This is a genomic window from Lentzea sp. NPDC005914, from assembly GCF_040629405.1.
In the GTDB taxonomy this organism is placed as follows: Bacteria; Actinomycetota; Actinomycetes; order Mycobacteriales; family Pseudonocardiaceae; genus Lentzea.
Genome location: NZ_JBEXVQ010000001.1, coordinates 324,814 through 337,256 on the forward strand (window position 1 = coordinate 324,814; position 12,443 = coordinate 337,256).

At 67.2% G+C, this 12,443-nt stretch carries 9 protein-coding genes; 8 read left to right on the top strand and 1 reads right to left on the bottom strand.

Going from position 1 to position 12,443, the window contains the following annotated elements; all coding sequences use genetic code 11:
* Window positions 1-315 precede the first annotated feature (315 nt).
* From ABZ345_RS01360 to ABZ345_RS01380, 5 genes are read left to right on the top strand one after another with little or no spacing between them, the layout of a single operon-like run.
* On the top strand, window positions 316-2,493 hold the full coding sequence (locus tag ABZ345_RS01360) for a pectinesterase family protein (RefSeq protein WP_359841718.1): 2,178 nt from the start codon (window positions 316-318) through the stop codon (window positions 2,491-2,493).
* On the top strand, window positions 2,490-3,365 hold the full coding sequence (locus ABZ345_RS01365) for a sugar ABC transporter permease (RefSeq protein WP_359841720.1): 876 nt from the start codon (window positions 2,490-2,492) through the stop codon (window positions 3,363-3,365). Before ABZ345_RS01360 ends, ABZ345_RS01365 begins: the two co-directional genes overlap by 4 nt.
* On the top strand, window positions 3,362-4,243 hold the full coding sequence (locus tag ABZ345_RS01370) for a carbohydrate ABC transporter permease (RefSeq protein WP_359841722.1): 882 nt from the start codon (window positions 3,362-3,364) through the stop codon (window positions 4,241-4,243). The genes ABZ345_RS01365 and ABZ345_RS01370 overlap by 4 nt, the downstream gene beginning before the upstream one ends.
* Window positions 4,244-4,250: 7 nt before the next feature.
* Entirely contained in the window at window positions 4,251-5,519 is a 1,269-nt protein-coding gene (locus tag ABZ345_RS01375) for a sugar ABC transporter substrate-binding protein (RefSeq protein ID WP_359841723.1), read from the top strand.
* Window positions 5,516-6,661 carry an enolase C-terminal domain-like protein gene (locus ABZ345_RS01380; RefSeq protein WP_359841725.1) on the top strand — a complete coding sequence of 382 codons (1,146 nt, stop codon included), beginning with the start codon at window positions 5,516-5,518 and terminating at the stop codon, window positions 6,659-6,661. Before ABZ345_RS01375 ends, ABZ345_RS01380 begins: the two co-directional genes overlap by 4 nt.
* Window positions 6,662-6,714: 53 nt before the next feature.
* On the opposite strand, the gene ABZ345_RS01385 is transcribed toward ABZ345_RS01380, so the two are convergent.
* The gene (locus tag ABZ345_RS01385; protein WP_359841726.1) at window positions 6,715-7,479 is read right to left on the bottom strand and encodes a pectate lyase; all 765 of its coding nucleotides are present in this window, start codon (window positions 7,477-7,479) and stop codon (window positions 6,715-6,717) included.
* A 357-nt stretch (window positions 7,480-7,836) separates the two neighbouring features.
* Between ABZ345_RS01385 and ABZ345_RS01390 the strand changes: the two genes are divergently transcribed.
* The 3 genes from ABZ345_RS01390 to ABZ345_RS01400 are packed head-to-tail and all read left to right on the top strand — an operon-like array spanning window position 7,837 to window position 12,442.
* The gene (locus tag ABZ345_RS01390) at window positions 7,837-10,716 is read left to right on the top strand and encodes a glycoside hydrolase family 48 protein (protein ID WP_359841728.1); all 2,880 of its coding nucleotides are present in this window, start codon (window positions 7,837-7,839) and stop codon (window positions 10,714-10,716) included.
* A gap of 11 nt (window positions 10,717-10,727) precedes the next feature.
* Window positions 10,728-11,978, top strand: a complete 1,251-nt coding sequence (locus tag ABZ345_RS01395; RefSeq protein ID WP_359841730.1) for a lytic polysaccharide monooxygenase — start codon at window positions 10,728-10,730, stop codon at window positions 11,976-11,978.
* Complete coding sequence (locus tag ABZ345_RS01400; RefSeq protein ID WP_359841731.1) at window positions 11,975-12,442, top strand: hypothetical protein; 468 nt, start codon at window positions 11,975-11,977, stop codon at window positions 12,440-12,442. The genes ABZ345_RS01395 and ABZ345_RS01400 overlap by 4 nt, the downstream gene beginning before the upstream one ends.
* Window position 12,443 lies beyond the last annotated feature (1 nt).

The following is a 12,443-nucleotide window of genomic DNA, read 5'->3' on the forward strand; positions in this document are numbered from 1 at the left end:
TCCTCGCGCGGTCAATACGGTACTGATGAGTCTCGTTCGACGTTTCCGCTGTCGAATCGTGTCGAATGAGCAGGTGAGAGCGTCGAGCTGCGGTTCGACGGTCCATCGGATCGTGATGCGTATGTCACCTTGCATGCGGGCTGCGGCCTCGGAAGGCCAATTCGAGCGGTTCGACTCGAATTCTCGTCGAATTCTGGGTCGAATTGTCGAAAGCATTCATTTCATTGACGCCCGGCGCGCTCGTTCGTAATATCCGGTTCACGCTCGTGGACGGCGTTCATGGATATGAACAAACCATTCGAAGGGTATTGCGCCATGCGATTGTTCGTACGTGCGCTTGTACTGGCCTGCGCCTGCACGGGGCTGGTGAGCGCCCCCGCGCACGCCGGTCATGACCCGGCCAGGCAGGTGCTGCTCGCCGGGGACGGGTGGGCCTCGAGCGGTCCGGGAACCACCGGCGGATCGGCCGCCGCCCGCGTGCACACCGTGCACACCCGTGCCGAGCTCGTCGCCGCGCTGGCCGCGCCGGCGCCTCGGATCATCCGGATCAAGGGCGTGATCGAGGCGAACACCGGACCCGGCGGGAAACCGTTGGCGTGCCAGGACTACGAGACCGGTGGCTACACGCTTCCCGCGTACCTCGCCGCCTACGACCCCGCGGTCTGGGGCCGTGACCGCGAACCGGAAGGCCCGCTCGAAGACGCACGGGCGGCCTCCGCGCGCAACCAGGCGGCGGTGATCGGGTTCGACGTCGGCTCGGACACGACGATCATCGGCGCGGGCCCCGGCGCCGGCATCACGGGCGGCAGCCTGCGCATCCACGGCGTCAGCAACGTGATCGTGCGCAACCTGACCTTCCGCGACACCCGCGACTGCTTCCCCGCCTGGGACCCGAACGACAACAGCCCGGGTGCCGCGCCCGGCAACTGGAACTCGCTCTACGACTCGGTGTCGGTCCAGAAGTCCGAGCACGTCTGGGTCGACCACAACACGTTCACCGACGAACCGAACGTCGACAGCACCCACCCGTTGTACTTCGGCCGGCCGTACGAGACGCACGACGGCCAGCTCGACATCACCTCGGGCGCCGACCTGGTCACGGTGTCGCGCAACGTCTTCACCGAGCACGGCAAGACCATGCTGATCGGCTCGTCCAACTCCTCGACCACCGATCCGGGGAAGCTGCGGGTCTCGGTGCACCACAACATCTTCCGCAACGTCGCCGAACGCGCGCCGCGGGTCCGGTTCGGCCAGGTGCACGTCTACGACAACCTCTACGAAGGCACCCAGACCTACAGCTGGGGCGTCGGTGTGCACTCGCAGATCTACGCGCAGAACAACTACATCCGCGGCATCAAACCGGAGAAGGTCGTCTACAACTGGGGCGGCACGGCGATCACCGACACCGGCAACCTCGTCGACGGCCGGCCAGCCAGCCTGGTCGACGCCTTCAACTCGGCGTTCCCCGACAAGCGGCTCGGCACGGATGCTGGCTGGACGCCCACGTTGACCCGAGGCCTCGAACCCGCGTCACGCATCGAGCACCTCAAGGCGGGAGCACCCCAGGCCGGGTACCACCTCGAGGTCGGCGACGGCTTCGCGACCGTCCAGTCCGCGATCGACGCCGCGCCGGCCGGTGGCGTGATCACCCTGCCGAAGGGCGTGTACCGCGAGGTGATCAAGATCCCCGCGAGCAAGAAGGGCCTGACCCTGCGCGGCGCCACCGGCCGCGCGCAGGACGTCGTGATCGACTACGACAACGCCAACGGCACGAAGAAGCCCGACGGCACCACCTACGGCACGTCCGGCAGCGCCACCGCGACCATCGCCGCCGACGACTTCAAGGCCCGCGACCTGACGTTCCGCAACTCGTTCGACCGCAAGAAGCACCCGGAGATCACGAACACCCAGGCCGTCGCGGTGAAGACCACCGGCGACCGGATGTTCTTCGACCGCGTGAACTTCGAAGGCCACCAGGACACGCTGTACGCCGACAGCCCGAACGTGACCACGCGGTCCCGCCAGTACTACCGCGACTGCGCGATCACCGGGGACGTCGACTTCCTCTTCGGCCGGGCCACCGCGGTCTTCGAACGGGCGACGATCACCGCGCTGAACCGCGGCGGCGACCCGAACGGCTACGTGACGGCGGCGAGCACGCCCCGCAGCAACCCGTACGGCTTCCTGATCACCAACTCGCAGATCCGCAGCGACGCACCCGCCGGCACGTACTTCCTCGGCAGGCCGTGGCATCCCGGCGGTGACCCGGACGCGATCGCGCAGGTGGTCGTCCGCGACACCGTGCTGCCCGCCGCGATCAAGGCGGCGCCGTGGACCGACATGTCCGGCTTCCCGTGGCGTGAAGCCAGGTTCGCGGAGTACCGCAACACCGGGCCCGGCGCGGGCAGGGGCCCCGACCGTCCACAACTGACGGACGACCAGGCTCAGCGGCACACGAAGAGCGCCTATCTGGGCGGGTGGAACCCCGCGTGAGGACCCGTACGTGGGCGCCTTACGCGCTCATCGCTCCGACACTAGTGCTGATGGCGGCGTTCCTGGTCTACCCGATCGCGTCGGTCGGGTGGTTCAGCCTCCGCCAGCACACCGTCACCCAGCCCTGGAAGAACGGCTTCATCGGGTTCGAGAACTTCCGCAGGATGCTGTTCGACGACCCGTTGTTCTGGCAGAGCCTGCTGTTCAGCGCGAAGTGGGTCGCCGTCGAGGTCGGCCTGCAGCTGGTGCTGGGCCTGGTGCTCGCGCTGATCGTCAACGAGACGTTCGTCGGCCGTGCGATGGCCCGGTCGCTGGTGTTCTCGCCGTGGGCGGTGTCCGGCGTGCTCACCACGGGCATCTGGATCCTGCTCTACAACCCGTCCACGGGGATCTTCCAGCAGCTCGCGCAGTGGGGCGTCGGCTATCCCGGCACGTCGGTGCTCGGCAACCCGGCGACGGTGTTCCCGGCCGCCGTGGTCGCCGAACTGTGGCGCGGCGTGCCGTTCTTCGCGATCTTGCTGCTCGCCGACCTGCAGACCATCCCCAACGACCTGTACGAAGCCGCCGCGGTCGACGGCGCCGGACGCTGGCGCCGGTTCGTCAGCGTCACCCTGCCGCACCTGCGCGACGCGATCGTGCTGTCGACGTTGCTGCGCGCGGTGTGGGAGTTCAACAACGTCGACCTGATCTACACGCTCACCGGCGGCGGCCCGGCGAACCAGACCACGACGCTGCCGCTGTACGTGGCGCACAAAGCCGTGGACTCGCACGACTTCGGCTACGGCTCTGCGCTCACGATGGCCGGCTTCGTGATCCTGCTGTTCTTCTCGGTCCTCTACCTGAGGATGTCCAAGTTCGGGAGTCGGGCATGACTCAGACCCTCAGCCGTCCGGCCACCGTTTTGTCGCCACCACCGGCACCTCCGCGACGTAAGAAGCATCGTGACCCCAGCCGGTTCGTCCGCCTGCACCTGCCGTTGGTGCTCTATCTGCTGTTCACGCTCATCCCGTTCTACTGGATGCTCGTCTTCGCGTTCCGGCCGGCGGGGGAGACCGCGCTGGTGCCGTGGCCGATCACGTTCGAGCACTTCGACACCGTGTGGAACGGCATCGGCTTCGGCTTGTTCTTCCAGAACAGCCTGATCGTCGGGATCGGCACGCTCGTCGTCGTCACCGTGTTCGCGCTGATGGGCGGCTACGCGCTGGCGCGCTTCAGGTTCCGCGGCCAGCGGGTGTTCCTGCTGGCGTTGCTGTGCACGCAGTTCATCCCCGGCGCGATGATGCTGATCCCGCTGTTCGTGATCTTCAAGAACGCCGGGCTGCTCAACAGCCTCACCGGCCTGGTCATCGCGGACACGGCGTTCCAGCTGCCGCTGGCGCTGATCCTGATGAGCGGGTTCGTGCGCAACGTGCCGGTCGAGCTCGAAGAGGCCGCGATGGTCGACGGCTGCACGCGGCTGCGGGCGTTCTTCGCGGTGACGTTGCCGCAGCTGCGTCCGGCACTGGTGGCCGTCGGGTCGTTCGCGTTCATCGGCGCCTGGAACAACTTCCTGTTCGCGCTGATGTTCGCGAGCAGGCAGGACAAGTTCACGCTCCCGGTCGGGCTGAGCTACGCGCTGGGGGAGTTCAACACCGACTTCGGGGCACTTGCGGCGGGCGGAGTCGTCGCCGCGGTGCCGGTCGTGCTGGTTTTCGCCGTGGTGCAGCGGTTCCTGGTGCAGGGACTGAGCGCCGGCGCCGTCAAGGGATGAGGGAGACATGAGAAGACTGCTCGTCGCGCTGGCGTTGGTGCTGAGTGCGTGTTCGGCCACACCGGACGGTCCCACGACGATCACGTTCTGGGACAACAACGGCGGTCCCGGCCGCACGCCGATCTACCAGGAGCTGATCAAACGGTTCGAGGCGGCCAACCCCGACGTCAAGGTCGAGTACGTCGGCGTGCCGAGCTCGTCGGTGCAGCAGAAGTACGACACGGCCATCGCGGGCGGGTCGACGCCGGACGTCGGTGGTGTCACGACCTCCTACCTCGCGCACCTCGTGGGGCAGGACGCGCTGGAACCGCTCGACGATCGGGTGGAATCCGGCCCGTTGAAGGGAAAGCTGCTGCCCGGGCTGCTGGAGACGGTGCGGCAGACGGCGATGGACGGCAAGCTGTACGCCGCGCCCGCGTCGGGCAACCTCGACGTCATCTGGTACCGCTCGGACCTGTTCGCCGAGCAGAAGATCACCGTTCCGTCCACGTGGGACCAACTGGTCGAGGCCGCCGCGAAGCTGACCAAGCCGGCTGACAACAAGTACGGCTTCACCATCCGGGGCGGTTCGGGCTCGATCTTCCAGCTGCTCGCCGAGGCCTACTCCTACTCGGGCGTCGACAAGTTCTACAGCGGTGGCAGGAGCACGGTTGCGGACCCGCGCAACGCCGAGCTCGTCAGCAAGATCGCGGCGATCTACAAGAAGTCCACGCCGGAAGCCGACGTGAACAACAACTACACGCAGATGGTCGCCCAGTTCACCGGCGGCACGGTGGCGATGATGCACCACAACCTGGGCTCGACCGGTGACGTCATGAAGGCCCTCGGCGCCGAGAAGGTCAGCGCCATGCCGCTGCCGGTGGGGCCGTCGGGCAAGCGGACCGTCGTGCCGAACCCGACCGACGGCTTCGCGGTGTTCAAGGGCAGCAAGAACCCCGACGCGGCCTGGAAGTTCGTGGAGTTCCTGACCTCGGCCGAGAGCAACGGGTACTGGAACGAGAAGGTCGGCCAGATCCCCGCCAACACCGATGTGCGCGGTGCCGAGTGGATCCAGAAGAACCCGGCCGTGAAGATGGCGCTCGGCGTGCTGGAGGACCCCGCGACGGTGCTCGTGCCCGCGCCCGTCTACCTGCCGGAGTACTCGTCGATCACCAAGACCGACACCGAGCCGCTCTACCAGAAGGTGTTGCTGGGTCAGATGCCCGCGCAGGCGTTCCTGGACGAACTCGCGGCCAAGCTCACGACCGCCCAGCAGGAATGGGAGAAGCGGAAGTGATCGAACGGGTGGCCGTGCGCACGTTCACCACCACCGCGTGCACGGCCGTGGACCCCGAGGGCCACCGGCATCCCGCGCCCGAGCACGAGATCACCGAGGCGTTGCTGGAGATCACCGACACCGACGGGGTGACCGGGTACTGCCAGATCCAGCCCGATCACCTGCGGCCCGCGGTGCTGGACAAGCACGTGCGGCCGGTGCTGCTCAGGCAGGACCCGTGGGATCGCGAACGGCTGTGGCGGCTGATGGCCCGGCGGCAACGCGGGTCGGGCGGCGGGTTCACCGACCGGGCGCTCGGGTTCGTCGACACGGCGCTGTGGGATCTCGTCGCGCGCAAGGCCGGGCTGCCCGCGTGGAAGCTCGCCGGTGGCGCTCGGGACCGGATCCCCGCTTACGCCAGCACGATGTGCGGTGACACGGATGGTCTCGCGACGCCGGGGGACTACGCGGACTTCGCCAAGCACCTCGTGTCGGTGGGGTATCGGGCGATCAAGCTGCACACGTGGATGCCGCCGGTGCCAGGCGCGCCGAGCGTCTCCCGTGATATCGAGGCGTGCCAGGCCGTGCGGGAGGCGGTCGGGCCGGACGTGGAGCTGATGCTCGACGCGAGCCACTGGTACTCCAGGATCGACGCGCTGCGGCTGGGCAGAGCGCTGGAGGAGCTGGGTTTCTACTGGTTCGAGGAACCGATGGAGGAGGCGTCGATCAGCTCCTACCGCTGGCTCGCCGACCAGCTGGCGATCCCGGTGATCGGCCCGGAGGTGGCGTGGGGCAAGCACCTGACGCGCGCCGAGTGGATCACCGCCGGTGCGTGCGACATCCTGCGGGCGGGCCCGGCGGGTTCCGGCGGTGTTACGCCGGTGCTCAAGATCGTGCACCTCGCGGAGTCGTTCAACCTCGACTGCGAGATCCACGGCAACGGCACCGCCAGCCTGACCGTCCTCGGGGCCACCGACGCGGGCCGGTGGTACGAACGCGGCCTGCTGCATCCGCACGTGGACTTCGACCAGGTGCCGCCGCATCGGAACTCGATCGCCGACGCGCTCGACGAGAACGGCGAGGTGCTGCTCGCGACGCGACCGGGAATCGGTGATGACTGGAATTTCGAGCACATCGGTTCGCACACCGTCGAAATGTGGTGAGGATCGAAATGTGGTGAGGAAATGGGCCCCTGGGGATCAGGGGCCCATTTTCGCTAGCGGTAGGTCACGTCGGACGTTTTGTAGAGGCAGTTCGTGCTGTCCGGGCCGCTGCCGATCTTGGTCGGCTCACCGCTCGTGACACCCTTGTACTTGTCGCAGACGCTGATCTTGCGGCTGCTGTCGCCGACGATCGTGATCTTCGAAAGCCGTGCGGTGTCGCCGTAGTTGGTGTTGATGCCGACCAGTGCCTTGCCGGGAGCGAACGCGGTGATGTTCTCCAGCACGACGTTGCGCTTGTACTGCTTCTTGCAGTTGCCGCAGGACCGGTAGAGCTTGCCGAAGTCGTCCACCTGGAAGTTGCGGACGATCATCGTGCCGGGCCCGTTGTGCTGGAAGACCTTGTCGGACGCCTTGCGCGCGCCACCACCGTTGATCGTCATGGTCTTCGACGACGACGTGCCCTTGAAGGTGGCCGCGTCCTCGCCGACGTCCTCCCACCACACGTTGGTCAGCGTGCACGTGCCGAGGCAGTGAACGCCGTCCGCGGCGGGCGCGCCCAGCACCACGTTCTTCAGCGACGCGCCGTCGGCGAGCTGGAAGATCGGGTCCTGGTCCTCGTTCTGGCCGCCGCCCCCGAGGCTGCCCGTGCCGTAGAACCGCTTCATGCCACCGTCGTAGGTGCCTGAAGGCACTTTGATGGTCGCGCTGACCGGTTTCGATCCGGTGGGGGTGGGGAACGTGCTGCCCGCTGCCTGAGCCTGGGGTGCGAGCATTGTGGCCAGCGCAGCGACGAACACCATTGCTGCGAGTTTCTTCATGTGCGCTCCGTTTACTCCGGATGCGCGGCGGTAATTCCCGATGGTAGTGCGCGGGATGTGTTACCTGTCAATTCTCGACGGCCGTTCGAATCGAAAATCGTCGAATTGTTTGGATGCGCGAGATGCCCTCGGGAGGGCCTGACAACGCCCTGGGAGCGTTCCCGGAGATTCCACTCGAACAGAGCAGTAAGAGGGCTGCAAGAGGAACGTGTGGACTAACAGCTGGTACGCCAGAAGGCATAGTTGGCAGCTCTATGTGGTCGAGAAACTACTTTCAGTGCCGCCGGTTGGCCCACGTGACCCACGTTACAGTGCGGTGAAATCTGGGAGCGCTCCCAGTTCCGAGAGGGCGGCGGCATGACTCGGCGAACAGTGGCATTGGCGGCTGCGGTGGTGATGGCAGCCGGTGGAGCCCCCGCGATGGCGGCACCGGCGGCGGTCTCGTGCACCGTCGCCTACCAGATCACCAACGAGTGGAACACCGGCTTCGGCGCGACCGCGACGATCCGCAACGACGGCGACGCGCTGGACGGCTGGAAGCTCACCTGGACGTTCCCCGACGGCCAACGGGTCACGCAGGGCTGGAACGGCACGTTCAGCCAGACCGGCGCCGTGGTGAGCGTGACCAACCCCGACTGGGCGCGGACGATCCCGGCCGGCGGCTCGGCGCAGGTCGGTTTCAACGGCAGCAAGGGTTCCGCGAACCGGCCGCCGACCGACTTCGCCGTCAACGGCGTCGCCTGCACCGGCCCCAACCAGCCGCCGTCCGTGGCGCTGACCGCGCCTGCCACGGGCGGCACCTACACCCTGCCCGCCACGATCCCGCTGGCGGCGACCGCGCAGGACACCGACGGCACCATCGCCAAGGTCGAGTTCTACGCGGGCGACGCGTTGATCGCGACGGACAGCTCCGCGCCGTTCAGCGGCAGCTGGACCACGGCACCGGCGGGGGATCACCGGATCACCGCGAGGGCGTACGACAACCGCGGCGCCACCACCACTTCGGCGCCGGCGATGGTCAAGGTGCTGTCCGGGCCCGCCGTGGTGGCGACGCCGAGCACGCTCACGGTGCGGCAGGGTCAGACGGCCACGTTCGACGTGTCGCTGGCCACCGCGCCGTCCCAGCCCGTCACCGTGATGATCGGTCGCAGCGGCGGCAGCACCGATCTCACGGTGGCGCCTTCAACACTGACGTTCTCGAGTGCGGCCAAGCAGACCGTGACGGTGACGTCGGCGGACAACGGCGGTGATCTGGCGACCGCGAACTTCACTGCGACTGCGACCGGTTATGCCCCTGCCTCGGTCGCGGTGCGGGAGATCTCGTCGTCCACTTCGGACTTCAGCAAGGCGTTCCTGGATCAGTACAACAAGATCAAGGATCCGGCGAGCGGGTATTTCCGCAAGTTCGGTGATCTGCTGGTGCCGTACCACTCGGTGGAGACGCTGATGGTGGAGGCGCCGGATCACGGTCACCAGACGACGTCGGAGGCGTTCAGCTACTACTTGTGGCTGGAGGCGAGCTACGGCCGGGTGACCGGTGACTGGGCGCCGTTCAAGTCGGCGTGGGCGTCGATGGAGAAGTTCATCATCCCGGCGAAGGCCGACCAGCCCACCAACGACAAGTACAACGCGTCCAAGCCCGCGACCTACGCGCCAGAACACCCGCGGATGGACCGCTACCCGTCCCAGCTGGATTCGAGTATCCCGGTGGGTCAGGACCCGATCGCGTCGGAGCTGAAGTCGGCGTACGGCACGGATGACATCTACGGCATGCATTGGCTGCTGGACGTGGACAACACCTACGGCTTCGGTCGGTGTGGTGACGGTACGACGGCACCGGCGTACATCAACACCTATCAGCGCGGGTCGTCGGAGTCGGTGTGGGAGACCATCCCGCAGCCGTCGTGCGACACGTTCAAGCACGGTGGCCCCAACGGGTTCCTGGACCTGTTCACCAAGGATTCCTCCTACGCCAAGCAGTGGAAGTACACGAACGCGCCGGACGCGGACGCTCGCGTGGTGCAGGTGGCGTTGTTGGCTCAGCAGTGGGCGACGGCGCAGGGCAACGGCGGGCAGATCTCCAGCGAGATCGGCAAGGCCGCGAAGATGGGCGACTACCTGCGGTATGCCATGTTCGACAAGTACTTCAAGAAGATCGGCAACTGCACGAGCCCGAGTTCGTGCCCCGCGGGTACCGGCAAGAGCAGCGAGCACTACCTCATGTCCTGGTACTACGCGTGGGGTGGTGCGACTGACACGAGTGCCGGCTGGGCGTGGCGCATCGGTGACGGCGCTTCGCACCAGGGCTACCAGAACCCGCTCGCGGCGTACGCGCTGTCGAACGTCCCGGCGCTCAAACCGCTCTCCGCAACGGGACAACAGGACTGGTCCATCAGTCTGAGCCGGCAGCTGGAGCTGCTGCAGTGGCTGCAGTCGGCCGATGGTGCACTGGCCGGTGGTGTCACGAACAGCTGGGAGGGTCAGTACGCCGCGCCGCCCGCGGGCACGCCGACGTTCTACGGCATGTTCTACGACGCCCACCCGGTGTGGCGCGACCCGCCGTCGAACCGCTGGTTCGGTTTCCAGGTGTGGGGTCTGGAGCGCACGGCGGCGTTGTACCGGATGACCGGGGACGCCCGCGCGAAGAAGATCCTCGACAAGTGGGTGACCTGGGCGCTGGCGAACACCACGACTGGTACGAACTTCCAGATTCCCGCGGACCTGGAGTGGACGGGCTCACCGGACACGTGGAACGCGACCAACCCCGGCGCGAACCCGAACCTGCACGTGCGGGTGGTCAACAAGAACCAGGACGTCGGTGTTGCCGCGTCCTACGCCAAGGTGCTGCTGAACTACGCGGCCAAGTCGGGCAACGCCCAGGCGAAGACCACCGGTGAAGCGCTTCTCGTGGCGTTGATGGCGCACCAGGACAGCATCGGCATCTCCACGCCCGAAGTCCGCACGGACTACAACCGGTTCGACGACGTCTACAACGCCACGACGGGTGAAGGTCCGTACGTGCCACCGGGCTGGACCGGGAAGATGCCCAACGGCGACCAGATCGCCCAGGGCGCGTCCTTCCTATCGATGCGGTCGATGTTCAAGAACGACCCGCAGTGGCCGAAAGTTCAGTCCTATTTGAACGGTGGTCCCGCACCGGAGTTCACCTACCACCGGTTCTGGGCCCAGGCGGAGATCGCCACCGCATTCTCCCTGCACACCGAACTCTTCGGCTGAGGAGTACCGAGATGAGGAAACGACTAGCGCTCGTCACCGTGGTCGCCTGCACGGCCGCGGTCCTGGTGAACACCGGCGGTACCGCGGTGGCGCACGGTTCGATGGTGTGGCCCGGCAGCCGCACGTACCTCTGCTACGAGGACGGCAGGGCCGGCAGCGGTGGCGGTGACATCCAGCCCACCAACCCGGCGTGCGTCGCGGCGGTCGCCCAGGGCGGCAAGCAGCCGCTGTGGGACTGGTTCGGCAACCTGATCAGCAACGCCGGCGGGCGGAGCCGGGAGATCATCCCGGACGGGCACCTCTGCGGCCCCACCACGAAGTACGACGCCTACAACCTCGCCCGCGCCGACTGGCCGGTCACGAGGCTGACGGCGAACCAGACGGTGACGTTCCGGTACAACGCGTGGGCGCCGCACCCCGGCACCTGGGAGCAGTACGTCACCAAGGACGGCTTCGACGTCACGAAACCGCTGAAGTGGTCCGACCTGGAACCCGTGCCGTTCGACAAGATCACCAACCCGCCGCTGGCGAGCGGTGAGTACAGCTGGCAGGCCAGGCTGCCCAACAAGTCCGGCAGGCACATCATCTACTCGCTGTGGCAGCGCTCCGACAGCCCGGAGGCCTTCTACAGCTGCTCCGACGTGCAGTTCGGCGGCGGTGTGCCGGACACGCAGCCGCCCACCGCGCCCGGCGCACCGGTCGCGTCGGCCATCACCGGCAACTCCGTGAAGCTCGACTGGCCGGCGGCCACGGACAACGTCGGCGTGACGGGATACCGCGTGCAGAACGGCAGCCAGGTGGTGGCGACCTCGGCCACCACCTCCGCGACGGTCACCGGGCTCACCCCGAACACCGACTACAGCCTCACCGTGGTCGCCCTGGACGCCGCGGGCAACGTCTCACCGGCCTCGCCGAGCGTGGCGGTGAGAACCGGGACCGTCGGGACGTGTGCGGTGGCGTACACGAAACCGAGCACGTGGAACGGCGGCTTCACGGCCAACGTGAAGATCACCAACAGCGGCCCGTCCGCGATCTCCGCGTGGCAGCTCGTCTGGGACTTCCCGGCCGGGCAGACGCTCACCCAGGCCTGGTCGTCCACGATCACCGTGGCGAACGGCAAAGCGACCGCGAAGGGCGCGTCGTACAACGCCGACGTCCCGGCCGGTGGGTCGGTGAACTTCGGCTTCAACGTCAGCACAACCGGTGCGGTGACCGATCCGGCGTCCTTCACGCTCAACGGTTCCGCTTGTACCACAGGGTGAAGAGGGCCCAGAAGCAGGTGCTGGTCGCCCTCCTGGTGGTGGGCTCGGTCGTGTGCGCACTCCTCGTCGCGCGCGCCGAGCCCACACCGGACCTCACCAAGGGCGTGGACGGAATCGCGGCATGGCTGCACGAGCTCACCGGCGAGTGCGCCGACGTCAGGAAGGGCGAGGACTTCACCGCGTTCGTCGGTCCGGTGCGTGCGGACGTTTACCTGCCGTCCGTCGTGGAGTGGGGCACGTGCCGGAAACAGCCCTACGAGCAGCTCGGGCTGATCGTGCTGCGGCCGGGGATCGAGGAAGCGTGGCGCAACGCGTTGGCACGCGGTGAGGTCCGGGGCGATCCGGACCTCGCGTTCGGCGACGGCTTCGCGCTCACCGGGTCGATCGGCATGGAGCACCTGGGACTGAAACGGCTCGAGTGCACGCCTGGCTCGTGCTCGTTCGTTCAGATCGAACACCATTGAT